The organism is Paraburkholderia phosphatilytica, from assembly GCF_003443895.1.
Lineage (GTDB): Bacteria > Pseudomonadota > Gammaproteobacteria > Burkholderiales > Burkholderiaceae > Paraburkholderia > Paraburkholderia phosphatilytica.
The window spans coordinates 58,141-83,418 of sequence record NZ_QQOA01000007.1; the positions used below are offsets into that span (position 1 = coordinate 58,141).

The 25,278-nt window shown below is 63.9% G+C and carries 21 protein-coding genes; 6 read left to right on the plus strand and 15 right to left on the minus strand.

Annotated features, from left to right (window positions below; translation table 11 throughout):
- Positions 1–46: 46 nt before the first annotated feature.
- The gene (locus DVS29_RS09505; RefSeq protein ID WP_205962422.1) at positions 47–1,015 is read right to left on the minus strand and encodes a choline ABC transporter substrate-binding protein; all 969 of its coding nucleotides are present in this window, start codon (positions 1,013–1,015) and stop codon (positions 47–49) included.
- Between the two features lie 61 nt (positions 1,016–1,076).
- The gene (betC, locus tag DVS29_RS09510; protein WP_118180202.1) at positions 1,077–2,618 is read right to left on the minus strand and encodes a choline-sulfatase; all 1,542 of its coding nucleotides are present in this window, start codon (positions 2,616–2,618) and stop codon (positions 1,077–1,079) included.
- A gap of 190 nt (positions 2,619–2,808) precedes the next feature.
- On the opposite strand from betC, the gene DVS29_RS09515 reads away from it, so the two are divergent.
- Complete coding sequence (locus DVS29_RS09515; RefSeq protein ID WP_118180203.1) at positions 2,809–3,732, plus strand: choline sulfate utilization transcriptional regulator; 924 nt, start codon at positions 2,809–2,811, stop codon at positions 3,730–3,732.
- A gap of 156 nt (positions 3,733–3,888) precedes the next feature.
- Positions 3,889–4,788 carry a formyltetrahydrofolate deformylase gene (gene purU / locus DVS29_RS09520; protein WP_118180359.1) on the plus strand — a complete coding sequence of 300 codons (900 nt, stop codon included), beginning with the start codon at positions 3,889–3,891 and terminating at the stop codon, positions 4,786–4,788.
- 95 nt (positions 4,789–4,883) lie between these two features.
- On the opposite strand, the gene DVS29_RS09525 is transcribed toward purU, so the two are convergent.
- The 10 genes from DVS29_RS09525 to DVS29_RS09570 all read right to left on the minus strand — a co-directional run bounded on the left by DVS29_RS09525 (position 4,884) and on the right by DVS29_RS09570 (position 17,351).
- A complete protein-coding gene (locus DVS29_RS09525; RefSeq protein WP_118180204.1) occupies positions 4,884–5,753 on the minus strand; it encodes a glycine betaine ABC transporter substrate-binding protein in 870 nt (289 codons plus the stop codon).
- Between the two features lie 123 nt (positions 5,754–5,876).
- Entirely contained in the window at positions 5,877–7,028 is a 1,152-nt protein-coding gene (locus DVS29_RS09530; protein ID WP_420816090.1) for an FAD-binding oxidoreductase, read from the minus strand.
- Between the two features lie 61 nt (positions 7,029–7,089).
- Positions 7,090–8,331, minus strand: coding sequence for an aromatic ring-hydroxylating oxygenase subunit alpha (locus DVS29_RS09535; protein WP_118180205.1), 1,242 nt, complete (start codon positions 8,329–8,331; stop codon positions 7,090–7,092).
- Between the two features lie 47 nt (positions 8,332–8,378).
- The gene (locus tag DVS29_RS09540; RefSeq protein WP_118180206.1) at positions 8,379–9,155 is read right to left on the minus strand and encodes an electron transfer flavoprotein subunit beta/FixA family protein; all 777 of its coding nucleotides are present in this window, start codon (positions 9,153–9,155) and stop codon (positions 8,379–8,381) included.
- Positions 9,152–10,348 (minus strand): electron transfer flavoprotein subunit alpha/FixB family protein, encoded by a 1,197-nt coding sequence (locus tag DVS29_RS09545; RefSeq protein WP_118180207.1) that lies wholly within the window; start codon positions 10,346–10,348, stop codon positions 9,152–9,154. The genes DVS29_RS09540 and DVS29_RS09545 overlap by 4 nt, the downstream gene beginning before the upstream one ends.
- Positions 10,349–10,352: 4 nt before the next feature.
- Entirely contained in the window at positions 10,353–12,314 is a 1,962-nt protein-coding gene (locus DVS29_RS09550; RefSeq protein WP_118180208.1) for a (Fe-S)-binding protein, read from the minus strand.
- 2 nt (positions 12,315–12,316) lie between these two features.
- Positions 12,317–14,380: an NADH:flavin oxidoreductase gene (locus DVS29_RS09555; RefSeq protein WP_118180209.1), complete on the minus strand. Its 2,064-nt coding sequence runs from the start codon at positions 14,378–14,380 to the stop codon at positions 12,317–12,319.
- A 74-nt stretch (positions 14,381–14,454) separates the two neighbouring features.
- Entirely contained in the window at positions 14,455–14,997 is a 543-nt protein-coding gene (locus DVS29_RS09560; protein WP_118180210.1) for a DUF5943 domain-containing protein, read from the minus strand.
- A 28-nt stretch (positions 14,998–15,025) separates the two neighbouring features.
- Entirely contained in the window at positions 15,026–15,997 is a 972-nt protein-coding gene (locus DVS29_RS09565; RefSeq protein WP_118180211.1) for a dipeptidase, read from the minus strand.
- A gap of 79 nt (positions 15,998–16,076) precedes the next feature.
- Positions 16,077–17,351 (minus strand): serine hydroxymethyltransferase, encoded by a 1,275-nt coding sequence (locus tag DVS29_RS09570; RefSeq protein WP_118180212.1) that lies wholly within the window; start codon positions 17,349–17,351, stop codon positions 16,077–16,079.
- Between the two features lie 499 nt (positions 17,352–17,850).
- Between DVS29_RS09570 and DVS29_RS09580 the strand changes: the two genes are divergently transcribed.
- Positions 17,851–18,882: a GlxA family transcriptional regulator gene (locus DVS29_RS09580; RefSeq protein ID WP_118180361.1), complete on the plus strand. Its 1,032-nt coding sequence runs from the start codon at positions 17,851–17,853 to the stop codon at positions 18,880–18,882.
- Between the two features lie 69 nt (positions 18,883–18,951).
- Here the strand turns inward: DVS29_RS09580 and DVS29_RS09585 are convergent, their stop codons facing one another.
- The 3 genes from DVS29_RS09585 to fdhA form a co-directional block, all read right to left on the minus strand.
- Positions 18,952–19,251, minus strand: coding sequence for a hypothetical protein (locus tag DVS29_RS09585; RefSeq protein WP_118180214.1), 300 nt, complete (start codon positions 19,249–19,251; stop codon positions 18,952–18,954).
- Complete coding sequence (locus DVS29_RS09590; protein ID WP_118180215.1) at positions 19,248–19,547, minus strand: hypothetical protein; 300 nt, start codon at positions 19,545–19,547, stop codon at positions 19,248–19,250. Before DVS29_RS09590 ends, DVS29_RS09585 begins: the two co-directional genes overlap by 4 nt.
- Positions 19,548–19,900: 353 nt before the next feature.
- Positions 19,901–21,100 (minus strand): formaldehyde dehydrogenase, glutathione-independent, encoded by a 1,200-nt coding sequence (fdhA, locus tag DVS29_RS09595; protein WP_118180216.1) that lies wholly within the window; start codon positions 21,098–21,100, stop codon positions 19,901–19,903.
- Positions 21,101–21,343: 243 nt separating this feature from the next.
- Between fdhA and betI the strand changes: the two genes are divergently transcribed.
- The 3 genes from betI (at position 21,344) to betA (ending at position 25,276) form a co-directional block, all read left to right on the plus strand.
- Entirely contained in the window at positions 21,344–21,934 is a 591-nt protein-coding gene (gene betI / locus DVS29_RS09600; protein ID WP_118180217.1) for a transcriptional regulator BetI, read from the plus strand.
- A 62-nt stretch (positions 21,935–21,996) separates the two neighbouring features.
- Positions 21,997–23,466 (plus strand): betaine-aldehyde dehydrogenase, encoded by a 1,470-nt coding sequence (gene betB / locus DVS29_RS09605; RefSeq protein WP_118180218.1) that lies wholly within the window; start codon positions 21,997–21,999, stop codon positions 23,464–23,466.
- Between the two features lie 100 nt (positions 23,467–23,566).
- Complete coding sequence (gene betA, locus DVS29_RS09610) at positions 23,567–25,276, plus strand: choline dehydrogenase (RefSeq protein WP_118180219.1); 1,710 nt, start codon at positions 23,567–23,569, stop codon at positions 25,274–25,276.
- Positions 25,277–25,278: the final 2 nt, after the last annotated feature.

A 25,278-nucleotide genomic window follows, 5' to 3' on the forward strand; every position in this document is an offset into this window, starting at 1 on the left:
CCGAGGCGACATCGTTTGTCCTGCCTGCGACACCTCGGGGAAACCGCTAATGCGCGCCGATCGCCGCGTCGACCGCCTGCAGGCCGTTCGCACCGCTTACGGTGGTGACACCATCCAGCCACGGCTTGAGCAGATCGCTGTGCTTCTTCAGCGCGTTCTGCGCGGCCGTGTTCACATCGACCTTGTCCTGCAGCACATTCGCGATGATCTGGTTTTCCAGATCGACGTTGAACGTCATCTGTTTGAACAGTTTTGCGAGGTTCGAGCACTGGTCCGCGAAGCCGGTGCGCGTCACGGTGTTGACCGTCGCGCCGCCGTAGTTCGGACCAAAGTAAGCGTCACCGCCGGACAGATACGTGAGGTGGAATTTCGTGTTCATCAGATGCGGTTCCCACGCGAGAAACACGATCCACTTCTTGTCGCGCACCGCGCGCTCCACCTGCGTCAGCATGCCGGTTTCGCTCGATTCGACGAGCGACCAGCTGCCCAGACCGAACGCCTTGTCGCCGATCATCTTCTTGATGTTCTGGTTCGCCGGCGCGCCGGGCTCGATGCCGTAGATCTTGTCGTCGAACTTGTCCGCGTACTTCGCGAGATCGGCGAACGAATGGACACCCGCCGCCGCAACGTAGTCGGGCACCGCGAGCGTGAACTTCGCGTTCGTGAGGTTCGCGTGCAGCACGTCGATCGAATGACTATCCATGAACGGCTTCACGATCGGCCCTTGCGCGGGCATCCAGTTGCCGAGGAACACGTCGATCTGCCCTTTTTTCAGGCCTTCGTACGTGATCGGCACCGACAGGTTCGACACGCTCTGGTGATAGCCGAGCGCCTTCAGCACGACGCCCGTCATCGCGTTGGTCGCATCGATGTCGGTCCAGCCTGGGTCCGCCATGTGAACCTGGGTGCAGCTTTGCGGCTCCGCGGCGTGCGTCGTGAACGCCATTCCGAACGCGGCCGCGCACAGCATCGCGGACGCAATCCGTCTGAACCAGTTCGACCTGTCGTGTTTCATGCTGCGCTCCTGTGTCGTCGTGCGTGTGGTTGATATCTGATTTCGAGGTTCGTCGCGCCGGTCACTTGCCACCGACGCGCGGAAAACGCGCCATCGCTTCGAGCGTATCCAGCTCCATGTGATTGCGCATGTAGCGCTGGCTTGCGTCCGTGAACGGTTGCCAGTCCCACGGCTGGATGCGCCCCTGCGTGGTTGCGTGATAGTGGAAACGGCGGCGGCGCTGGCTCGCGAGCACGTCGTCGTGCACCGCCGCGAGATTCCAGCGGTTCGCGATTTCCGCGCGAAATGCTTCGACCGTATGCTGATGCGCCGGATCGTCCGCCAGATTGCGCAGTTCCTGCGGGTCCGCCTGCAAGTCGTACAGCTGGTCCGGATCGGCCGGCGTGTGAATGAATTTGTACTGTCCGCGCCGGATCATCACGATCGGCGCGATTGCGCCTTCGGCCAGATATTCGCCGAACACCTCGTCGTGGCCGCCGTCGTTCACCAGATGCGGCACGAGGCTGCGGCCATCCACCGGATCGGGCCACGCGGTCTGACGCGTACCGATGGCAAGCTCGACGAGCGTCGGCAGCAGATCGATCGTCGACACCGAACCCGCCACGCGATGCGCGCCGAACTCCTTCGGCGCATGCACGATCAGCGGCACGCGCGTCGCGTTTTCGAAAAACGTCATCTTGTACCAGAGCCCCCGCTCGCCCAGCATGTCGCCGTGATCGGACGTGACGATCACGATCGTGTCGTCGGCAAGGCCGCTTGCTTCGAGCGCATCGAGGATCGCGCCGAACTGCGTATCCACGTACGACAGCGCGCCATAGTAAGCACGACGCGCATTGCGCACCTGCTGTTCGGTCGGCGGCGTGCGATCGACTTCGCTCACATTCCGCAGGCGCTTCGAATGCGGATCGCTCTCTTCGTAGCTTAGCGACGTGCGCGGCAAGTCGATCTCTTCGTCGCGGTAGAGGTTCCAGTATTCGGCTGGAATCGCGTACGGATCGTGCGGATGCGTGAGCGACGCAACCACGCAGAACGGCCGAGCATCCGCGCCCGCCTGACGCTCGCGCGCGATGTCGTAGAGCTTCTGGCGCACCGTGAACGTGACTTCGTCGTCGAAATCGAGCTGGTTCGTGCGCACGCAGGGGCCGGCGTCGAGCACCGAGCTCATGTTGTGGTACCAGCTCGGGCGCACTTCGGGTTGATCCCAATCGGGCACCCAGCCGAAATCCGCGGGGTAAATGTCGGTGGTGAGACGCTCTTCGAAGCCGTGCAGTTGATCGGGGCCGCAGAAATGCATCTTGCCCGACAGCACCGTGCGATAACCAGCGGCGCGCAGATAGTGCGCGAACGTCAGCGTCTGCGCGGGCAGTTCGGCGGCGTTGTCGTACGCGCCGATCTTCGACGGCAGCTTGCCCGCCATCAACGCGAAACGCGACGGCGCGCACAGCGGGCTTGCGCAATACGCGGAGTCGAACACCACGCCTTCGCGCGCCAGCGCATCGATGCGCGGGGTCTTCGATACGCTGTTGCCATATGCGCGCAACGACGACGGCGTCATCTGGTCCGCCATCAGGATAAGGATATTCTTTCTGGTACTAAGGCTCATGAGCGAGGACGATTAGAATCGAGGCCAGCGGGTTGCAGATGTACGCTACGTCCACATTGCATTGCAGCGCAGCCACACGGCTTATTGGCGGCGCACAATCGCATTGCCAGCGAAGCGCGTAACGTAAATATGTCGGCTCATTAAACGCGCGTGAAGACGCTCGCAACTTATGGGCTCATAAGGGGTGCTTATGCCGGAACAGGATCGTTTGCCGCCGATGCAGGCGCTGTCCGTATTCGAATCCGCCGCGCGGCTCGCGAGCTTCACCGCAGCTGCGCGCGAACTTGGATCGACACAGCCCGCCGTCAGCCAGCGCATCGTGCAGCTGGAGGCAGACCTCGGCGTGCCGCTCTTCGAGCGCGGCCATCGGGGCGTGACGCTCACCGCCGATGGCGAGCGCCTGTACGAAGCCGTGCGCAAGAGTCTCGCGACGATCCGCGACGCCACCACCGAAATCCGCGCGCGGCGCGCGGCCGGCGCGCTGACCATCCTGACCGACGCGGGCTTCGCGACTTACTGGCTCGTCCCGCGTTTAGCCAACCTGAAACGGCTGATGCCCGATGTCAGCGTCAAGATCGTCACGTCGCAGCAGACCTTCGATCCGCGCCACGATCACGCCGACGTCGCGATTGCGTTCGGCGATGGCGACTGGACGCCGTGCACGTCCACCCGGCTTTTCCCTGAAGAAGTCACGCCCGTCTGCTCGCCCGCGTTTCGCGACCAGCACCGGCACGTGACCGAACCCGCCGACCTCGCGATGCTGCCGCTGCTGCACGTACAGCCCACCGAGCCGGCGCGCTGGCTGTCGTGGGCCGCGTGGTTTGCGGCGCACCATCTGCCCGCGCCGGACAAGGAACAGGGCATGACGTTCAACAGCTACGCGCTCGTCATTCACGCGGCACTGATGGGCCAGGGGGTCGCGCTCGGCTGGACGCCGCTGATCGACGAACTGATCGCGAGCGGCCAGTTGGTGCGTCTGATCGATGCGCCGGTGGTCACCGCGCGCGGCTACTTCCTCGTACGGCCGCTCGCGCGGCCCGAAGCGCCCGCCGTGCCGCTGTTCCGGCGCTGGCTGTTCGACGAATGCCACACGGCCGCTGCGCAGGCGCTCTGACGCCGCCGGCCTCGCTCCGGCTCGTCGGGCGGCCTTGACGCGCCGATACCAGCACGACGGCGCATCGGTTCTATGCGGCGTTTTTGTGCGCTGCTTTACTTCGTCATCGCGCCCGTCCGTTCAAGCGGCGCGCCTTACGACGAAGGAACCCGCATCATGTCCGCAGTTACATCGAATGCCGCCGAGGCCTCCGCCCCGCACCAGTTCGCGCTGACGCTGTCGTGCCCGAGCGCCGCCGGCCAGGTCGCCGCGGTGGTCGGCTTTCTCGACCGTCACGGCTGCTACGTCGACGAACTGACCGTCTTTGACGACGACATCAGCTCGCGCTTTTTCGTGCGCTGCGTCTTTCATGTGGTGCGCGCCGACCAGCAGGCCGCGTGGCACGTCGATGCGATGCGGCGCGAGTTCACGCCGATCGCCGCCGATTTCGACATGACGTGGGCGATCCACGACATGACCGTGCGGCCCAAGGTGCTGATCCTCGTATCGAAGCTCGAGCACTGTCTTGCCGACCTGCTGTTCCGCTGGCGCATGGGTGAACTGCAGATGGATATCGTTGGCATTGCGTCGAATCATCCAGACTTCGTGCCGCTTGCCGCGCAGCATGGTCTGCCGTTCACGCATCTGCCGGTGAACGCGGACAACCGCGCGCAGCAGGAAACGCAGATTCTCGACCTGTTCGAATCGACCGGCGCCGAGCTGATGATTCTCGCGCGCTACATGCAGATCCTGTCGGACGAAACGAGCCGCAAGCTCTCCGGGCGCGCGATCAACATCCACCACTCGTTCCTGCCCGGCTTCAAGGGCGCGCGGCCCTACCACCAGGCACACGCGCGCGGCGTCAAGCTGATCGGCGCGACGGCGCACTTCGTCACCGACGATCTCGACGAAGGCCCGATCATCGAGCAGGTCGTCGAGCGCGTAGATCATTCGTACAAGCCGGAGAAGCTGCTTGCGGTTGGACGGGACGTTGAGTGCATCACGCTCGCGCGCGCGGTGAAGGCGTTTGTCGAGCGGCGCGTGTTCATCAATGGGGATCGGACGGTGGTGTTGTAAAAACCAGCGTTTGGCGACGCAAATGACAATAGCCCGCACTCGGCGGGCTATTTTCGTTGCGCGACTCGACGAGCCGCGCTCAACTGCTCAAACCATCACTGCGAAGTCCACGCAGCCACCCGATCCGGATGCTGATCGACCCATTGCTGCGCGGCCTGAGCCGGCTTCTCGCCATTCTCGGCGGCAAGCATCACGCTGTCGATCTCGCCCGGCTTCCACTGGAACTTCTTCAGGAACGCGACGACAGCCGGCGCCTTCTGATCGAGTTCCGGGTTGATCACGTTGTCGACGTGCTCGGCGCCGCCGAAAACCTTCTTCGGATCTTCGAGGAACTTCAGCTTCCACTTCGCGAACATCCAGTGCGGCGCCCAGCCCGTGACGATGATCGGCTTGTTCGCGTGCATTTCGCGCGCAAGCTCCGACGTCATCGCGCTGCCCGAGCTCGGCATCAGCTGATAGTCGAGGTTGTAGGCCTTGATCGCCTCATCCGTCTTCTTCATCACGCCCGCACCCGCATCGATGCCGACAATGCGTCCCTGGAAGTCAGCCTTCTTGCCGGCCAGATCGGGGATGCTGTTTTCCGGCAGACTCGCCGGCACGATCAGGCCGATCTTCGCATCCGGGAAATTCACGCCGACGTCTTCGACCTTCGACTTGAACTGGTCGTAGTACGCCGCGTGCGTCACCGGCAGCCACGCGGACAGCGTCGCGTCCAGGTCGCCGCGCGCCACGCCCTGCCACATCACGCCCGCCGCCACCGGCACGAGCTGCACCGGATAGCCGAGCTTCTTCTCGATGACGGTGGCGGCGACGTTCGACGTCGCGACGCTATCGTCCCAACCTTCCACGTAACCGATCTTGATCGTCGGTTTGGTGTCGGCGCTCGCCGTCGCCGTGGTGCCGATCGTCACGATGGCCGCAGTGACCAGCGCGCTACACATCAGCAGTTGCTTCAAGCCTTTCATGGTCGATCTCCTCATAGCCGCGGGTGCGGTGTGTTATCAGCATCTCCAGCCAGAATCCGCAGGTAAGTACGCGTTGCGACATCCGTTTGTCGAAATGCGACCTGCATGTTTGCGGCTCCGAATCTACTTTTCCACGACGAGATCGGATAGCGGCTTGCTGCAGCACAGCAGCACCATGCCCTGATCGATCTCGCGTTGCCGGATACCGCCGTTGTGTTTCATCTCCACCTCGCCCGACGTGAGCTTGACCTTGCAGGTCCCGCACATGCCTTGCGTACATGAAGCCGGTAGCCGCACGCCTGCCTGGCGCGCGGCCTCGAGCACGTGCTGCTGCGCGCCGCACGTGATCTCGCGATGACTCTTCGTGAATGTGACCGTAAACGTTGCGGCTTCCTCGAACGTTTCGGTGGTCGCCTGCGCGACCGCGCTCTCGTCCGTTTCCGGCGCGCTGCCCGTCAGCCTCTCGAACGAAAAGCTTTCTTCGTGATAGTGCTTGCGTTCGAAGCCGGCTTCGTCGAGCAGATCGCGCACGGCCTGCATATACGGAGCGGGCCCGCATGTGAAGATCTCGCGCTCCATGAAATCCGGCGCGATCAGCTTGAGCAGCGGCAACGACAGAAAACCCGTTACACCATGCCAGTTCGTGCGGTTGCCGATCCGTTCGCAGACGAACGCCGTACGGAACTGGTTCTGGTTCGACGCGATCAGATCGAGCTCGCGCGAAAAGATGATGTCGTCCGGCGTGCGCGCGCTGTGCACGAACACGATGTCGCGATCTTCGCTCAGTTCGTGATGCGCGCGCGACATCGACATTAGCGGCGTGATGCCGGAACCTGCGGAAAGAAACAGATACTTGCGTGCCGGGTGACGCGCGCAGGTGAATTCGCCGGCCGGTCCCAGCACGCGCACTGGCGCGCCAGCCTGCAGATTGTCGTGCAGCCAGTTCGACACCTTGCCGCCCGGCACGCGCTTTACCGTGATCGAGATCGTGTGCGGCCGCGTCGGCGACGACGAAATCGTGTAGCAACGGTTGATGGTCTCGCCGTCGATCTCGAGTTCGAGCGTGATGAACTGGCCGGGCTCGAACGAGAACGTGCGGCCCTGCGGCGAACGGAAGAAAAAGCTCTTCACGTCGTGCGTTTCCTGCCGTACCTGGCAGCAGACGAGCGTTTCCTCGTCGTCGCTCGACCAGCGCGACTGTAGCGTCTGCCAGAAATCGGGCTGCGTCAGCCGGCTGTCAACGGGTTCGAATTGCGCTGCATCCCGCATCATCATTCGCTCCACCTGCCTGAAATCGAGCGGTCGGGCGTTGCATCCTGCAAGGCCCGGCCTTCGCTCATTGGTCGATCTGCACTGCGAGCCGGCGGATATACCAGTCGCTGAATTTTTCCACGAGGCCTTCCGTGAACGGCGAGTACGGACCCGGCTCGTACGCGCTGCTGTTCGCGCCCGACTGCGAAAACTCGACGAGCGCGCGGTCCTGGTCGTTGGTCGCGTTCCACACCGCCGTCAGGTTCGGCACGTCGTAGTCCACGCCTTCCACCGCGTCCTTGTGCACGAGCCACTTCGTACGCACCAGCGTTTCGCCGGCCGACAGCGGGATCACCGAAAACGTCACGATGTGATCGCTCATGAAGTGATGCCACGAATTCGGCTGGGTCCAGAACGACAACCCGCCCAGATCCGCGCGCTGGAACTCGCCGAGCAGCTTCTTCGACGCGACCATCGCATCGAGCGTCTGCGATTCGCCGCCGCGATCGAGCGGCAGCCGCTGTGTGCGGAAACCCGTGACGTCCGACAGCCGGTCGACTTCAACCGACGGCAGATCCATCGCTTCCCATTCCTTCGCACGCTCCACGCAGGTGCGCTCGAACGCGTCCATGCCGTCGGCATTCGCCGGCGAGCGCTGATAGCCGAAGCCGTACTCGTACAGCGAAATCGTCAGCTCGGGATGGTTCGCGACGCAGTGGTAGCACTCGCGGTTGTTCTCCATCGTGAGCTTCCAGTTGCCTTTTTCGATGATGTCGATCTGCGCGGCGATCTTCGTGTTCGGCAGATCGTGCGGCAGCAGATACGGCTCCATCGCGGCACGCATCACCGCGAAATCGACCGGCGGTTTCTCGGCGAGACAGATGAAGATCAGGCCCGCGAGATTCTCGACGTGCACGCTTTTCAGGCTGTGTTTGCAGCGGTCGAACTGCTCGCCCATGTGCTCGGCGAACATCAGCTGTCCCGACAGGTTGTAGGTCCAGCTGTGATACGGGCACACGATGTTGCCGACCGTGCCCTTGTCCTCGTTGCACAGCCGCGCGCCGCGGTGACGGCACACGTTGTGGAACGCGCGGATGCCCATGTCGTCGTCGCGCACGATCAGGATCGACTCGCGGCCGAGCTCGACGGTCAGATAGTCGCCCGGCTCGGGAATGTCCGGCTCCACGGCAACCTGGATCCAGTGCTGGCCGTAAATCGCCTGCATATCGAGCGCGAAAATCTCTTCGCTCGTGTAGAACGGTGCTTCGAGGCTGTAACCCTGCTTGCGCCGGTCGACGAGCGCGCGGATGTCTGCCGATACTTTCATCTGTCAATGCTCCGGAAGGCTTGTATTCCCGCGATGCGCGTGATGTTTCAGTAGTCGATGAGTTGATGCTCGCGCAAATATTCAAGGATGGCTTGTGCTTTTTCGACCGAACTCCCCTCAATTACGACGCTGCCGCCACGGCTTTCGGTCGTCACGGCGGACAGCATCCGCGCGTGGCCGCCCCGCTTTTCGGCGGCGGCGAGTTTGACGGGTTTGCGCGCGGCTGCGAGCGTCCACGCCTGCGTTTCGCGATCCACCGGCATGTCGGTCTGGCTGCGTCCGATCGAACCGGCGCGCTGCCGCGCGTACGCGTAGCGCGGCGTCACGTTGGCGAGCGGATGCACGGCAACGACGGCCGGCAGCGTGACTTCCACGCGGCGCCGCACGCCCTTCGGCAGAAATTGCCGGACCGTGACCGCGCCCTCGGCGAAGGTCGCGTCCACCGCGGAACCGACCAGCGGATAGCCGAGCGCGTCGGCAATGCGGTACGGCAGCATGCCGGTATCGAATGCGCCTTCGGCGCGCGTGCCGGTCAGCACCAGGTCGTAGCCTTGCAGACGCCGCGCGAGTGCGGTCACCGCATCGTCGTATTCGCCGCAGATCAGCACCTCGACGCGTTCCGCGCCAAGCGCCAGGTATTCTTCGAGCGCGGGGTTCGATGCATCGCCCGAGTGCAGTACGTCGAGCTTCGCGCCGTGCCGCTGCGCGAGCTGCCGGCCGGTCTCCAGCGCAGCCGCATCGTTGCGGCTGTAGCGCGGCGCGCCGCTGACCGGATGACGGCCTGCCGACACCAGCACGGCAATCCGTTCGAGCTTGCCCTTCATGCTGCGACTCCTTCGACGAGCGGCGCGGTCGCTGCCGGTTCGGTTACGGCGGCATTGCCGCGCGATGCACGTGCTTTCGCGACCTCGTCGATCAGCGCCGTAATCGTGTCGTGCGTGTCGCCGATGATCGTCAGGTTCGCGCGCTTGACGATCGGCGCGCTGCCGTCCAGATTCACCGCGATCACGTGGCGGCAGTCCTTGATGCCCTGCAGGTGCTGCACCGCGCCCGAGATGCCGAACGCGATATACACGCTCGCCTCGACGGTCTTGCCGGTTGCGCCGATCTGCTTGTCGCGCGTGAAGAGGCCGTTGTCGACCGCCACGCGGCTCGCGCCGATCGCCGCGCCGAATGCGCCCGCCAGTCCTTCGAACAACGGAATGTCGGTCACGCCATTGCCTGCCGATACGATGAAATCCGCTTCTTCGAGCGCCACCTGTGCCGCGTCGATCTCTTCGATGCCGAGATCGCGGTACGCATTTGCTTTGCCGTTTTCCGTTGCCGCGGGTACACCGACGATGTCGATGCGCTCGCCCGCGCCGACGAACGGCAGCCGCGCTTCGACGCTGCCTGCCGCGAGCAGCACCACATCGGGCAAGGCGCGCGTCGCGAAGCCGCGTTTCGCGCGCACGAACGTGCCGACATGATCCGCCGCGATCTCGACGACGTGCGTCGCGATGCTCGCGCCCGCATACGCCGCATAGCGACGGCCGAGATCGCCGTCACCCGTTGCGTTGTCGGCCAGGAAGATGTGCGTCGGCGCGAGTTGCGCAACGCAGGCAGCGAGCGCTTCGACTTCGCGTTCGGGTGCGAACGTCCTGCGGTCGAACGACGGCAGCTCGACGATGCGGTCCGCGCCGAGCGCCGCCGCGTCGTCCTTCAATTCGCCGAACACCACGAGCACGACCTGCGTAAGCGCATCCGCGATCAGCGCGGCGGCCGCGAGCGCCTGACGCGTGTGATCGTCGAGCGCGCCGCGATCGCTGTGCGCCGCGACGAGCAGCGTGTGCTCCGCAGGCTGACTGGTGCGCAGCGGCTTCGTGGCTGCACCGTGTTGACCGTGCGCGCGATGCGCTGCATCGTCGAAAAGCCTGCCGTCACCGGCCAGCGCGCCGAGCGTGATGCGCCTGAGTCCTGCCGCCGTGATCGTGAACGGGCGGCGCGGATCGATTCGTTTGATCGGACTCGTATTCATCGCGTCACTCCAGCGCCGCCGCAACCAGTTCCGCCACGTCCAGTACTTCCGGGCGCGGCCCCACGACACCTTCCAGCATCGCCGTGCAGTTCGGGCAGCCGACCGCGACGACGTCCGCGTTGATCGCGCGGGCATCGGCAATGCGGATGTCGGGAATGCGCTGCTTGCCGGGGATATCCGTCAGCGGCGCACCGCCTCCGCCGCCGCAGCAGCGGCCGCGCTTGCCATGCCGCTCCATCTCGACGATCGGAATGCCGATCGTCTTCAGCAGATTGCGCGGCGCTTCGGTTTCGCCGTTGTAGCGGCCCAGATAACACGGGTCGTGATACGTGACGCGTTTGTCGCGCAGCACTTCCGCTGCCTTCGGCGAGAGGCGGCCCATTGCGACCAGCTCCGCGATGACGGTGGTGTGATGCTTCACCTCGTAGCGGCCGCCAAGCGCGCGGTATTCGTTGCGCAGGCTGTGCATCACGTGCGGGTCCGCGGTGACGATCGTGCGGAAGCTCAGTGTGTTCAGCGTGCCGATCAGCTGCTTCGCCATTCGCTGGAACGTGGCTTCGTCGCCGAGACGCCGCGCGACGTCGCCGGTATCCGTCTCTTCTTCGCCGAGCACCGCGTAGTTCACGCCGGCCTTGTTCAACACCTTGACGAGCGCGCGCAGCGTGCGCTGATAGCGCATGTCGAACGCGCCTTCGCCCGCCACCAGCAGCACGTCGACCGCTTGACCCGGCCGCGCGACCGGTGCGTTCAGATCCACCGACCAGTCATAGCGCGCGGTCTTGTCGTAGCCGCCGGCCGTGCCCGTCTCGCGCAGATTCGCGAGCACCTCGGGCGCCTTGCCCGGCACGGTGCCGAACACGAGCGTCTGGTTGCGGCGCATGTCGACGATCGCGTCGACGTGTTCGATCAGCATCGGGCATTCGTGCACGCAGGCGCGGCACGTCGTGCACGACCAAAGCGTGTCCGCTTCGATCAGACCCGACACGATCGGCCGGTTCGGTTCACCCGCGTGGTGACCGATCTCGATGCCGGGCGTCGGGCTGCCGGCGTACGCGCCGTCCGACCCACCCACCATACCGGTCACGAGATCCTGGATCAGCTTCTTCGGATTCAGCGGCTGGCCCGCCGCGAACGCGGGGCACGCGGCTTCGCACTTGCCGCACTGCACGCACGCATCGAAGCTCAGCAGCTGGTTCCAGCGGAATTCGACCGGCTTGCCGACGCCGTATTCGTTCTGCTCGAGCACAGGTGCTTTCAATGCGGTGGGCGGGATCGCTTCGCGTGCGTCGTTTGACGCGGTACGCGTAGTGGTACTGGAAGCCTGCGTATCGACAGCGTGCGAGTGGAAACGCTCCTGACGTGGATGAAACGCAAGATGCAGCAGGCCCGCCATAGCGTGCTTCATCGGACCGCCGCGCGCCGCGCCGAGCGTCATCGCGAACGCGCCTGCCGCGATCATCAGCGCGAACAGCACCGCGAGCCCACCCGACATCGCCGAAGCGGGAAACACGACGAACAGCACGAGGCCGAGCGCGAACGAACCGAGCAGCCACGGCAGCGTATTCCACGGGCCCTTCGACAGCCGCGCCGGAATCGCCTTCACATCGCGACGGCGTCGCCACACGAACACCGCACCGACCAGCATCGCGAGCGCCGCGAGGAAGATCAGTTTGTCCAGCCAGGGAGAATAAATTGCGAGGCCGTAATTGAGGAACACCAGCGCGAACGCGGCAATCGCGCCGCCGGCCGTCGCGACGTGCGTCTTCGCGATGTACGGGTCACGCGCCACCACGTGGTGCAGGTCGACGAAATAGCGCTTCGGGATGGTCAGCAGGTTGGTCCAGCCGAACTGCCCGGCCGCCGTCGCGCGGCCGAGACGCCAGTACGATGCGCGCTTCGCGAGCGCGAACGCAAGTCCCGCGACCGAAACCCACAGGAGCGCGGTGATCAGGAACGCCGGGCTCATCGTCAGAAGTCCTTGGTAAGACGCAGCGCGTCGTAGATCGCGCCGTGGATGTTGTGCATCGAGATGCAGTCGCCAACGCGGAACAGCAGGAAGCGGCCGTTACCGAGCTCTTCCGACAGCGACGGCTGCGGTTCGGACGCGAACAGCTTGTGCACGTCCACCTGACCGCGATTCACCGACTCCGGTTTCAGCTTCCAGTACAGCTCGTCGTTCGGCGCGCTGCCGTTTTCGATCACGACCTGGTCGACCGCGCGCTCTTCCTGCTCTTCCGTGTATTCGTTGCGCAGCACCGCGATCTTCTTGCCGTCTTCTTCGTAGACGCGATCGAGCCAGTAGTTCGGCGTATGGATCACACCCTGCGCATAGAGGCGCCGGTAGAAGATCGGGAACGTGGTGCCGCCTACGTCGTCGGCCACCTTCACGTCCGGCGTGACGATCTCGACCTTCGAACCGCGACTCGCGATGAAGTCCGCGACGCCCGCGCCGGCATGCGTGCTGACGCCGTCGTACACGAGCACGTTCTGCTTCGGCTCGACCTTGCCCGACAGGATGTCCCACGAACTGACCGCGAAGCCGTCATCGACGCCCCACGCGGGCACCTGATGCGTGAAGCTGGAACCGCCCGTCGCGAGCACGACGATGTCCGGCTTTTCCGCCATGATCGTCTTCACATCCGCGGCGACGCCAAGACGCCGGTCCACGCCGAGCCGCTTCGTCTCCATGTCGAACCAGCGCACGATGCCCGCCATCTGCTCGCGCTGCGGCGCTTTCGCCGCAAGCAGGATCTGGCCGCCCACCGCGTCGTTCTTCTCGAACAGCACGACGTCATGCCCGCGCGACTTCGCGACGCGCGCCGCTTCGAGACCCGCGGGGCCCGCGCCGACCACGACGACCTTGCGCTTCGGACCGCGCGATTTCTCGATCACGTGCGGCATCGTCGCTTCGCGCGACGTCGCGGCGTTCTGCACGCACAGCACGTCGAGGCCGTTGTACTGGCGGTCGATGCAGTAGTTCGCGCCGACGCACTGCTTGATTTCATCTTCGCGGCCATCGCGGATCTTGATGACCATGTGCGGATCGGCGATCTGCGCGCGCGTCATGCCGACGAGGTCGACCATGCCGCTCGCGAGCAGACGTTCAGCCTGACCCGCGTCGCGAATGCTCTGCGCGTGCATCACCGGCAGCTTCACGACCTGCTTGATGCCCGCCGCGAGATGCACGAACGGCTCGGGCGGCAGCGCCATCGGCGGCATGCAGTTCGCGAGCGTGTTGTGCGTGTCGGCGCCTGAGCCGATCACGCCGATATAGTCGATCAGGCCCGTCTCGGACATCGCCTGCGCGATTTCCTTCAACTGCTCGTGATCGAGACCGTCTTCATGGAACTCGTCGCCGCACATCCGCAAGCCGACGCAGAAGTCCTTGCCGACCGCTTCACGCACAGCCGTCAATACCTCGACACCGAAACGCAGCCGGTTCTGCAGCGAACCGCCCCATTCGTCGGTACGGAAGTTCGTGCGCGGGCTCCAGAACTGGTCGATCAGATGCTGGTGCGCGGCCGAGATTTCGATGCCGTCCATGCCCGCGTCCTGCACGCGCTTCGCGGCTACCGCGAAGTCGCCGATGATGCGGCGGATTTCCTCGATCTCGATGATCTTCGCGTTGCCGCGGTGCACCGGCTCGCGCACGCCCGACGGCGTCATCAGATGCGGCCAGTGCTCGCCATGAAACGCCGAGCGGCGGCCCATGTGCGTGGCCTGAATCATGATCTTCGCGCCATGCCGATGCATGGCTTCGGCCAGACGGTTCAACGGCTCGATCACCTTGTCCGTCGACAGGTTCACCGACTTCCACCAGCCTTGCGGGCTATCGATCGACACCGGGCTGGAACCGCCGCACACCGCGAGGCCAAGACCACCCTTCGCCTTCTCTTCGTAGTAGCGGATGTAGCGGTCGCCGGGCAAACCTCCGGGCTCGGCGTACACCTCGGCATGCGCCGTGCTGACGATCCGGTTGCGCAGCGTCAGCTGGTTCAGCGTCAAGGGTTTGAACAGATTCGGGTAACGCATCGCGAACGACCTCGGGCGGAGTGCGGTGAAATCGTGGGGTTCTGTTTATCGAGCCGTGTGCCTGAACAAACGGCTCAAGCTGCCAACGGCGAAACTTCAAAGATGCAATGACCTTCGTGGCTGTGATGCTCGCCCGCACATTGCACTTCTTTCGACTGCGAGCGCGGCGCATGCTTGCCGCCTTCGGTCGTGTCGTTGACCCAGTCCATCGCGCCGGCGAACCAGCCCGCGAACATGTAGCAAAGCTTGCCATTCTTCTCCGGCTGCTGAAGTACGAACGACGAATAGCGCAGCTCGATACGCGCAAGCGCCGCAGCCGGATCCGCCTCGATGATGCGGAACAGGCCCCAGCCACGCTGCGACAGACGGTTCAGGTAATGCTCGAACACCGCCATGCCGCTGATACCGTGCTGCTTCGCTTCCTTGTCGCACCAGTAGTACGCGGACTTGTAGCCGGCCTTGTAGAGAATCCCGGCATACTGTTCGACGCCCAGCGCTTCTTCCACCGCGGCATGATTGTTGGTGAAGAAATGGCGCGGCACGTACAGCATCGGCAGCGCGTCGGTGGTCCAGACGCCGGTGTTGGGATCGACGTCGATCGGCAGTTGCGGTTGCATCGCGGGGTTCCTTGTTGTGCGTGTGCGTTCAGACGTTCCAGACCTGGTCGAAGAAGCCCATCCAGTTCTCGCCCATTACCTTCTTGATGCGCGGCTCGCTCCAGCCTGCCTTCTGCATCGCGGCCGTGAGGTTCGGGAATTCGCCGATCGTGCGGATACCTTCTGGATTCACGACCTTGCCGAAGTTCGTCAGACGGCGATAGCGGCCCTTGTCGTGCGTGATCCAGTCGAAGAATTCAGTGCTGTAGCCTTGCGTGAAGTCGGTGCCAATGCCGACCTTGTCTTCGCCGATCACGTCGATCACGTACTCGATGGCTTCGAGATAGTCGTCGACGGTCGCATCCGGGCCCTTCTTCAGGAACGGCGAGAACATCGTCACGCCGACGAAACCGTTCGCATCGGCGATCTCACGCAACTGCTCGTCCGTCTTGTTGCGCGGATGGTCCTTCAGGCCCGACGGGCAGCAGTGCGAGTACGTGACCGGCTTCTTCGAGCATGCGATCGCATCGGAAGAAGTCTTGCCGCCCACGTGCGAGAGGTCCACCACGATGCCTACGCGGTTCATCTCCTGGATCACTTCGCGGCCATAGCCGGACAGACCGCCATCCGGTTCATAGCAGCCGGTGCCGACCAGGTTCTGCGTGTTGTAGCAAAGCTGCACGACGTTCACGCCGAGTTCCTTGAACACCTCGATATAGCCGAGGTTGTCCTCGAACGCGTACGAGTTCTGGAAGCCGAAGATGATGCCGGTCTTGTTTTCCTGCTTCGCGCGGCGGATGTCGTCCGTCGTGCGGACCAGCGTGAGAATCTCGCTGTAATCGCGGATCTGCTGCTTCATTTCCGCGATGTTGTCGATCGTCTTCTGGAAGTCTTCCCACACGGAAACCGTGCAATTGACGGCCGTCACGCCGCCCTTTCTCATGTCCTCGAATACCGAGCGTTCGAACTTCGAGATGTTCAGACCGTCGATGATGATGCTGTCTTCGTGCAGGGTGCTCATGGGGTGCTCCGGATGAATCGCGTGTGGGCTGATGCAGGGCGCGCGGTGCGCGGCTCGTTGTCTCGCTCGATGCTCGTTATCAGTAGATCGGGAAGCGCTCGCACAGCGCGAAGATCTCGCGGCGCACGCGCTGCTCGATGGCGGCATCGCCTTCCGGATGCGCGCGCAGTGCGTCGAACACTTCGAGAATCAGGCGCCCCACTTCGCGGAACTCGGCCACGCCGAAACCGCGCGTCGTGCCGGCCGGCGTGCCGAGACGGATGCCGGACGTGACCGTCGGCTTTTCCGTATCGAACGGGATGCCGTTCTTGTTGCAGGTGATGCCGGCGCGCTCAAGCGCCTGTTCGACCTGGGTGCCCTTCAAGCCCTTCGGCCGCAGATCTACGAGCAGCAGATGGTTGTCGGTGCCGCCCGTGACCAGATCGACGCCGCCGTCCTTCAGCACTTCGCCGAGCGCCTGCGCGTTCGCGAGCACGCTGTCGATGTAGGTCTTGAAGCCGTCCTGCAGCGCTTCGCCGAACGCGACCGCCTTGCCCGCGATCACGTGCATCAGCGGACCGCCCTGCAGGCCAGGGAACACCGCGGAGTTGATCTTCTTCGCGATGTCTTCGTCGTTGGTCAGCACGAAGCCGCCGCGCGGACCGCGCAGCGTCTTGTGCGTCGTCGACGTGACCACGTGTGCATGCTCGACCGGATTCGGATGACGGCCCGCCGCGATGATGCCGGCGATGTGTGCCATGTCGACCATCAGCTTCGCACCGACACTATCGGCGATCGCACGGAAGCGCGCAAAATCCAGCACGCGCGGATATGCGGAGAAACCGGCGATGATCAGCGACGGCTTGTGCTGCTGCGCAAGCTCTTCGACCTGGTCGTAGTCGATGCGCATCGTCTCGCGGTCCACGCCGTACTGCACGGCGTTGAACCACTTGCCCGACAGCGCCGGCTTTGCGCCGTGCGTCAGGTGGCCGCCCGCGTCGAGCGACATGCCGAGCACCGTATCGCCCGGCTTCGCCAGCGCGAGCATCACCGCGCCGTTCGCCTGAGCGCCCGAATGCGGCTGCACGTTCGCGAACCCGGCATTGAAGAGCTGCTTGATCCGGCCGATCGCGAGCGACTCCACTTCGTCCGCGAATTCGCAACCGCCGTAGTAACGCTTGCCCGGATAACCTTCCGCGTACTTGTTCGTCAGCACCGAGCCTTGCGCTTCGAGCACGGCGCGCGACACGATGTTTTCCGAAGCGATCAGCTCGACCTGCGACTGCTGCCGCTCGAGTTCCTTAAGCAGCGACCCGCGTACAGCCGTGTCGCGCTCGGCTAGCGACTGCGAGAAAAAGGGATTGGCGTTCGACATGAGGCGTCCTGGCATCCGTGAGTGAGATAAGGCCTGGGTCCGACGCCCGTAGCGAACTGCTCTGGCTCTACGCTGGCGCTTGACCGACGGCTCTATTCTTCTCCGCCGCCTTGAGCGCCAATTTATGAATTCAGACGCGTTCTTTGCCTTTTCCGCCATGCGAGTCCGTTTTGGACAAGTCGCGAGAACCCGGCCGATCGTGCTAAACCAGGTCTGGCTTAGGGTTCCACTTGTCATCGCCTTCGCCGGACTTGTCTGGAAGCGACATGTTGCGATGCAGCGCAACGCGTTTTCTGGAAGCGCTTCCTGAGCGGTGCGATTCGCCCGTCAGCGGTGCCAGCCGCGCACTTCGCCAGTGCGTTCGCGTCTTGCGCAGGTGCACCAGCGGCAGGCTGGTCAGGGTTTAGCCGTATGGCATGCTTGTTGCCCTCACTTCCAGAATATGAAATCCGTCATCCCCACGACGGTCGCAAAGAACCGCTCGAAGGAATTCCGTCCCATGTCGCCGGATCGCGCCGCAACGCTCTCGCACTTCGCCTTCATGCCGGTGCCGAACTTCACGATGATCGCGTTCACGAACGCGATCGAAGTCCTGCGCATGGCCAACTACCTGAGTGGCCAGAACCTGTACAAGTGGTCCGTGATCAGTCCGGAAGGCGGACTCGTCCACGCAAGCAACGGTCTTGGCGTCGACACCGTGCCGGCCGACAGCATCGGGCAACCGGACATCGTATTCGTCTGCGGCGGCATCGACGTGCAGCGCGAAACCACCGCTGGACATCTCGCGACGCTGCGTCGTTTCGCACGCACGGGCACCGTGCTCGGCAGCCTCTGCACCGGCACCTATGCGCTTGCGCGCGCCGGTCTGCTGGCCGGTTATGCGTGCGCGATTCACTGGGAAAACATGTCGGCGCTAAAGGAAGAGTTTCCGGATACGCGCTTCCTGAAAGAGCTGTTCGTGGTGGATCGCGACCGCGTGACGTGCACCGGCGGCGTCGCACCGCTCGACATGATGCTGAACCTGATCGTGCCGCGCGTGGGCACCGCGCGCGTTACGCAGATCGCCGAGCAGTTCATCGTCGAACACGTGCGCGATACGAACGCGCAGCAGCGTATGCCGCTCGTCGCGCGGCTCGGTTCGGCGAACAAGTCGCTGTTCGAGGTGATCGCGCTGATGGAGAACAACATCGAGGAGCCGCTGTCGCGCGAAGAACTCGCGCGGCTGGCCAACATGTCGCAACGACAGTTGCAGCGGCTCTTCCGCGAACATCTGGGCATGACGCCGACTCACTACTACCTGACGCTACGTTTGCGGCGAGCCCGCGAACTGCTGCTGCAGACCGATATGTCGATCATGCACATCACGATGGCTTGCGGCTTCCAGTCGGCGTGCCACTTCAGCAAGAGCTATCGCGACGCATTCGGCACCGCGCCGACGCGCGAGCGTCGCAAGCAGGTGGCGCCGCTTGCGGCTCCGTCGCTAGGGGCGACGCTTGCGAGGGAGACGGCGGCGGTGGTGTTGCATGCTTAGTGTGTAATGCTGCTTGTGTGACGTCGATGCAGATGAAGAAGGGCCGTGCATGAATGCACGGCCCTTTTTTCATGGAGTGCGGCGCTTTTTGATGTATCGCCGCAAGGTCCGAAGCGCAACCGCCAGCACAACGCCAACGATAATGCAGTAAGCAAGGAACAGGATGAACAGGCCAATTAGCTCAATGTCTTCCGGGTCCAGCGGATCGGTTGCTCCGGCGAGGTGCATTCCCGCTTCGATCATGATATCGAGCCATAGCGGCATTCCGAATGAAATCGGCGACAGGAGTCTGCCGAGCCACCAACCGCCGATGACGGACGCGGAGACGAATGCGAGCGCGTAGATCAAACGTTGGATTAGCCGCTTCATCGAGCCCGACGTCTCTTCAGATACCGTCGCACTGCCGCGAGGGCTATAGCCAGCACGACCGCGACGACAATGCAACAGGCAAGGAACAGCCCGAACAGACCCAGTAGTTCGATGTCGTCTGGGTCAATTGGATCCGTTGCGCCCGCGAGGTGCATTACCGCTTTGATCGCGATTGCGAGCCATATCGGCATCTCGAATGAAAACATCGATATGAACTTGCCTAGCCACCATCCACCGACAATGGAAGCCGCGATGAAAGCGAGGGTGCTGACTGTACGCTGGAAGGCTCGTTTCATCGAACCTCCAACGTGCCGTACGCACGCATTGCCTGTCACGCGATCAGCAGGGGCACGGACGGAATGGGCAAAACTCAATACTTCGATACTGCCTTCGCGTCCCGCGACGGTACTCGATCTGCGCATATCCGCGCCGCGATTGTCCTTTAGCCAAAGGTGTAAAGGCGTTGGCACAGGTTCTCCTTTCTTTTATTTGAGTGAAGAACCGTTTAGTACCACGATGCGCGAAGCGATTTGTGGAGATTTGCAAAATCGTCGCTAAAACGCGCGCGACGTAGCGCACCGCCAGGCACGCTACGTCGCTAACAGCAAGAAGCAATCATTTTCCGGTCAGACGCCAGGCAGAAATCGCATCAAGCCGCCTTCAACAACCCATGCGGATCGAGCACGAACTTGCGCGGCGCGCCGCCATCGAACTCGTGATAGCCGCGCGGCGCGTCGTCGAGCGAAATCACCGACACATTCACCACATCCGCGATCGGCAGACGGTCGAACAGAATGGCCTGCATCAGGTTGCGGTTGTACTTCAGCACCGGCGTCTGGCCCGTGTGGAACGAATGCGACTTTGCCCAGCCGAGACCGAAGCGGATGCTGAGGCTGCCGCGCTTCGCCGCCGGATCCACCGCGCCCGGATCGTCCGTCACGTACAGGCCCGGAATGCCGATCGAGCCCGCCACGCGCGTGATATCCATCAGCGAATTCAGCACCGTGGCCGGCGCCTCTTCCTGGCTGCCGTGACTGCCATGACCACGCGCTTCGAAGCCCACGCAGTCCACGGCGCAGTCCACTTCCGGCGTGCCGAGAATCTGCGCGATCTGCTCGCCAAGCGTTGCATCCTTCGACAGATCCACCGTCTCGAAGCCAACCGCGCGCGCATGCGCGAGGCGTGCCTCGTTCATGTCGCCAACGATCGTGCAGGCCGCGCCGAGCAACCGCGCCGACGCGGCAGCAGCCATGCCGACCGGACCCGCGCCCGCGATATACACCGTCGAGCCCGGCTTCACGCCCGCCATCACTGCGCCGTGATAACCCGTCGGCAGAATGTCGGACAGACACGTGAGATCGCGGATCTTCTCCATCGCTCGATCGCGGTCCGGGAATTTCAGCAGATTGAAGTCGGCATACGGCACCAGCACGTATTCGGCCTGGCCGCCAATCCAGCCGCCCATATCGACATAACCGTACGCGCCGCCGGCACGCGAAGGATTCACGTTCAGGCACACGCCCGTATGCTGCTCCTTGCAGGTCTGGCAGCGCCCGCACGCCACGTTGAACGGCACCGAGACCAGATCGCCGACCTTCAGCGTCTCGACGTCGCGGCCCACCTCGATCACTTCGCCCGTGATCTCATGACCGAGCACGAGACCGACCTCGGCGGTCGTGCGGCCGCGCACCATATGCTGGTCGGAGCCGCAGATGTTGGTCGACACCACCTTCAGGATCACGCCGTGGCCGATGCTGCGGCCGCGGGGATCGATCATCTTCGGATAGTCGATCGACTGCACTTCGACCTTGTTCTGTCCCAGATACACGACACCGCGATTGCTGCTCATAGTCTCGTCTCCAATGTTGATCTAACGGCGCGAGCCGCCAGGGCGCCCCGCATTGGGGCACCGCTCCCCGAGCGTAGCCGCCAGGGGGTGGCAAGGAGATGCCTCAATCCGACATCGGTTTGACCAAAGCCGACATGCCGGTCATCCACGGTTTTTATTGATTGAACGTTCAATAAAAAATCCCTAGACTTGGGACTTCCGTCAAACACGCTTGCCACGCGAACCAACCGAGCGGACGTCACCATGCCGAAACTGGGAATGCGCGAAGTGCGTCGCGCGCAGCTGATCGACGCCACGCTGCTGACGATCGACGAGGTCGGGCTAGCCGGCACGACGCTCGCGTCGGTCGCGCAGCGCGCGAGCATTTCGACGGGCATCGTCAGCCACTATTTCGGCGACAAGGACAGCCTGCTCGAAGCGACGATGCGGCACATCCTGCGCGATCTGTGGGCGGCCACCACGCGCCGCCGGCTCGCATCGAAGCCGCAGGCGCGCACACGGTTACGCGCGATGGTCGCGGCGAACTTCGACGTGAGCCAGGTGAGCGGTCCGGTCATGAAGACGTGGCTCGCGTTCTGGTCGCAGAGCATGCACGAGCCCGCGCTGCGGCGTCTGCAGCGCGTGAACACGCGGCGCCTCTATTCGAACCTGTGCGCCGAGTTCGCAAAAGCGTTGCCGCGCTCGGCGGCGCGCCGCGCCGCGAGCGGACTGGCCGCGATGATCGACGGGTTATGGCTGCGCGGCGCATTGTCCGGCGACCCGTTCGATACCAAAGCCGCGATGCGTCTCGCGAACGACTATATCGACCAGTTGCTGCCGCGCAGCGAGTCCTGATTCCTGCCTCCGCGCTTTCACGAAAAGCGCACGGGCAAAACAAGCATTGACGGAGAGTTTCGATGCCTTCCTACGGTCTGCAACGTCTTTTCATCGGCGGCGAATATGTCGACGCCACCAGCGGCGAAACCTTCACGAGCGTCGATCCCGCCACGGGCGACGTGCTCGCCACCGTCCAGCAGGCCAGCGCCGCGGACATCGACCGCGCGGTGCAGTCCGCGCGCGAAGGTCAGCGCGCGTGGGCCGCGCTCACCGCGATGCAGCGCTCGCGCATCCTGCGGCGCGCGGTGGACCTTTTGCGCGTGCGCAACGACGAACTCGCGCTGCTCGAAATGCACGACACCGGCAAGCCGATCGCTGAGACACGCAGCGTCGACATCGTCACCGGCGCCGACGTGATCGAGTATTACGCGGGCCTTGCCACCGCGATCGAAGGCCAGCAGATTCCGTTGCGCGCCGACTCGTTCGTCTACACGCGGCGCGAACCGCTCGGCGTGACGGCCGGCATCGGCGCATGGAACTACCCGATCCAGATCGCGTGCTGGAAGTCCGCGCCGGCGCTCGCAGCCGGCAACGCGATGATCTTCAAGCCGAGCGAAATCACGCCGCTGTCCGCATCGAAACTCGCGGAGATCTATATCGAAGCGGGCGTGCCGCCGGGCGTGTTCAACGTCGTGCAGGGCGATGGCCGCGTCGGCGCGATGCTGACGGCGCATGACGGTATCGCGAAGGTGTCGTTCACCGGCGGCGTGGAAACCGGCAAGAAGGTGATGTCGCTGGCGGGCGGATCGTCGCTGAAGGAAGTGACGATGGAGCTTGGCGGCAAGTCTCCGCTGATCGTGTTCGACGATGCGAACCTTGATCGCGCGGCCGATATCGCGACCACCGCGAATTTCTTCAGCGCGGGTCAGGTCTGCACGAACGGCACACGCGTGTTCGTGCAGTGCGGCGTGCAGCAGGCGTTCGAAGCGAAGATCGCCGAACGCGTGAAGCGCATCCGTATCGGCATGCCCGCTGACGACGCAACCAACTTCGGGCCGCTCGCAAGCGCCGCGCAGCTCGACAAGGTGCTGGGTTACATCGATAGCGGCAAACAGCAAGGCGCGCGGCTCGTCGCGGGCGGCGCGCGCGTGACCGATGGCGCCTTTGCGCGTGGCCAGTTCGTACAGCCGACGGTGTTCGCGGATTGCCGCGACGACATGAAGATCGTGCGCGAGGAAATCTTCGGCCCGGTGATGAGCCTGCTGACCTTCGACGATGAAGACGAAGTCATCGCGCGCGCGAACGATACGGCTTATGGTCTCGCGGCCGGTGTCGTCACCGAGAACCTGTCGCGCGCGCATCGCGTGATCCATCGGCTCGAAGCCGGCATCTGCTGGATCAACACGTGGGGCGAATCGCCCGCGGAGATGCCGGTGGGCGGCTACAAGCAATCGGGCGTGGGCCGCGAGAACGGCATCACGACGCTCGAACACTACACGCGCATCAAGTCCGTGCAGGTCGAACTCGGCCCGTACAACGCGGTGTTCTGATACGCGACGCGTGACGCGAAATACGCAAACCCGCGAAACACGCGAAACACGCGAAACACAGAAAACACCACGCAGCAGGCAGCAGAAGAAGGAACCCTCCATGGCGAACAACGAATACGACTACATCGTGATCGGCGCGGGATCGGCCGGCAACGTGCTCGCAACGCGTCTCACCGAAGACCCAAACGTGACCGTGCTGCTGCTCGAAGCAGGTGGCCCCGACTACCGTTTCGATTTCCGCACGCAGATGCCCGCCGCGCTCGCCTATCCGCTGCAAGGCCGGCGCTACAACTGGGCGTACGAGACCGATCCCGAACCGCACATGGACAATCGCCGCATGGAATGCGGACGCGGCAAGGGGCTCGGCGGCTCGTCGCTGATCAACGGCATGTGTTACATCCGCGGTAACGCACTCGACTACGATCACTGGGCGAAGCGCAAGGGCCTCGAAAACTGGAGTTATCTGGATTGCCTGCCGTACTTCCGCAAGGCGGAAACGCGCGACGTGGGCCCGAACGACTATCACGGCGGCGACGGCCCCGTGCACGTGACGACGAGCAAGCCTGGCGTCAATCCGCTGTTCGAGGCGATGGTGGAAGCCGGCGTGCAGGCGGGCTATCCGCACACGGACGACCTCAACGGATATCAGCAGGAAGGCTTCGGCCCGATGGATCGCACCGTCACCGCGCACGGCCGGCGCGCGAGCACCGCGCGCGGCTATCTGGATCAGGCGCGCGCGCGACCGAACCTCACGATCGTCACGCACGCGACGACCGACCGCATCCTGTTCACCGGCAAACGCGCGTCGGGTGTCGAATATCTGCATCAAGGCGCGACGGTCCGCGCGCATGTGCATCGCGAAGTGCTGCTGTCGAGCGGCGCGATCGCGTCGCCGCAAATTTTGCAGCGCTCGGGCGTGGGCCCCGGCGAGTGGCTGCGCGAGTTCGACATTCCAGTGGTGCTCGATCTGCCCGGCGTGGGCCGCAATCTGCAGGACCACCTCGAGATGTACATGCAGTACGAGTGCAAGGAGCCCGTATCGCTCTACCCTGCACTGCTGCTGCGCAACCAGCCGAAGATCGGGCTCGAATGGATGCTGCGCGGCACGGGCATCGGCGCGAGCAACCAGTTCGAAGCGGGCGGCTTCATCCGCACGCGCGACGACGATGAGTGGCCGAACATCCAGTATCACTTCCTGCCGGTCGCGATCAACTACAACGGCTCGAACGCGATCCGGATGCATGGTTTCCAGGCGCACGTCGGTTCGATGCGCTCGCCGAGCCGCGGCCGCGTGAAGCTGCGTTCGCGCGATCCGCACGCGCATCCGTCGATCCTCTTCAACTACATGTCCGACGCGCTCGACTGGCGCGAATTCCGCGACGCGATCCGCGCCACGCGCGAGATCATCCGGCAGCCTGCGCTCGACCGTTATCGCGGCCGTGAGCTGAATCCCGGCGCCGAACTGACGAGCGATGCCCAGCTCGATGCGTTCGTGCGAGCGCGCGCCGAAACTGCGTTTCATCCGTCGTGCTCGTGCCCGATGGGCGAAGACGCGATGTCGGTCGTGGATGGCGACGGACGCGTGCATGGCATCGAAGGACTGCGCGTCGTCGACGCGTCGATCATGCCGCAGATCACCACCGGCAACCTGAATGCGCCGACCATCATGCTCGCGGAAAAGATCGCTGACCGGATTCGCGGACGCGCGCCGCTGCCGCGTTCGAATGCCGCGTACTACGTAGCGAACGGCGCGCCGGCCAGGGAGCATGACGCACCCATTCCACCCGATTGCCGGATTCGTTCTATGTGACG

Excerpts from the sequence above, each read along its gene's own strand:
- DVS29_RS09505 (WP_205962422.1), bottom strand. The coding sequence starts at position 1,015 with ATGAAACACGACAGGTCGAACTGGTTCAGACGGATTGCGTCCGCGATG.
- betC (WP_118180202.1), bottom strand. The coding sequence starts at position 2,618 with ATGAGCCTTAGTACCAGAAAGAATATCCTTATCCTGATGGCGGACCAG.
- DVS29_RS09515 (WP_118180203.1), top strand. The coding sequence starts at position 2,809 with ATGCCGGAACAGGATCGTTTGCCGCCGATGCAGGCGCTGTCCGTATTC.
- purU (WP_118180359.1), top strand. The coding sequence starts at position 3,889 with ATGTCCGCAGTTACATCGAATGCCGCCGAGGCCTCCGCCCCGCACCAG.
- DVS29_RS09525 (WP_118180204.1), bottom strand. The coding sequence starts at position 5,753 with ATGAAAGGCTTGAAGCAACTGCTGATGTGTAGCGCGCTGGTCACTGCG.
- DVS29_RS09530 (WP_420816090.1), bottom strand. The coding sequence starts at position 7,028 with ATGATGATGCGGGATGCAGCGCAATTCGAACCCGTTGACAGCCGGCTG.
- DVS29_RS09535 (WP_118180205.1), bottom strand. The coding sequence starts at position 8,331 with ATGAAAGTATCGGCAGACATCCGCGCGCTCGTCGACCGGCGCAAGCAG.
- DVS29_RS09540 (WP_118180206.1), bottom strand. The coding sequence starts at position 9,155 with ATGAAGGGCAAGCTCGAACGGATTGCCGTGCTGGTGTCGGCAGGCCGT.
- DVS29_RS09545 (WP_118180207.1), bottom strand. The coding sequence starts at position 10,348 with ATGAATACGAGTCCGATCAAACGAATCGATCCGCGCCGCCCGTTCACG.
- DVS29_RS09550 (WP_118180208.1), bottom strand. The coding sequence starts at position 12,314 with ATGAGCCCGGCGTTCCTGATCACCGCGCTCCTGTGGGTTTCGGTCGCG.
- DVS29_RS09555 (WP_118180209.1), bottom strand. The coding sequence starts at position 14,380 with ATGCGTTACCCGAATCTGTTCAAACCCTTGACGCTGAACCAGCTGACG.
- DVS29_RS09560 (WP_118180210.1), bottom strand. The coding sequence starts at position 14,997 with ATGCAACCGCAACTGCCGATCGACGTCGATCCCAACACCGGCGTCTGG.
- DVS29_RS09565 (WP_118180211.1), bottom strand. The coding sequence starts at position 15,997 with ATGAGCACCCTGCACGAAGACAGCATCATCATCGACGGTCTGAACATC.
- DVS29_RS09570 (WP_118180212.1), bottom strand. The coding sequence starts at position 17,351 with ATGTCGAACGCCAATCCCTTTTTCTCGCAGTCGCTAGCCGAGCGCGAC.
- DVS29_RS09580 (WP_118180361.1), top strand. The coding sequence starts at position 17,851 with ATGTCGCCGGATCGCGCCGCAACGCTCTCGCACTTCGCCTTCATGCCG.
- DVS29_RS09585 (WP_118180214.1), bottom strand. The coding sequence starts at position 19,251 with ATGAAGCGGCTAATCCAACGTTTGATCTACGCGCTCGCATTCGTCTCC.
- DVS29_RS09590 (WP_118180215.1), bottom strand. The coding sequence starts at position 19,547 with ATGAAACGAGCCTTCCAGCGTACAGTCAGCACCCTCGCTTTCATCGCG.
- fdhA (WP_118180216.1), bottom strand. The coding sequence starts at position 21,100 with ATGAGCAGCAATCGCGGTGTCGTGTATCTGGGACAGAACAAGGTCGAA.
- betI (WP_118180217.1), top strand. The coding sequence starts at position 21,344 with ATGCCGAAACTGGGAATGCGCGAAGTGCGTCGCGCGCAGCTGATCGAC.
- betB (WP_118180218.1), top strand. The coding sequence starts at position 21,997 with ATGCCTTCCTACGGTCTGCAACGTCTTTTCATCGGCGGCGAATATGTC.
- betA (WP_118180219.1), top strand. The coding sequence starts at position 23,567 with ATGGCGAACAACGAATACGACTACATCGTGATCGGCGCGGGATCGGCC.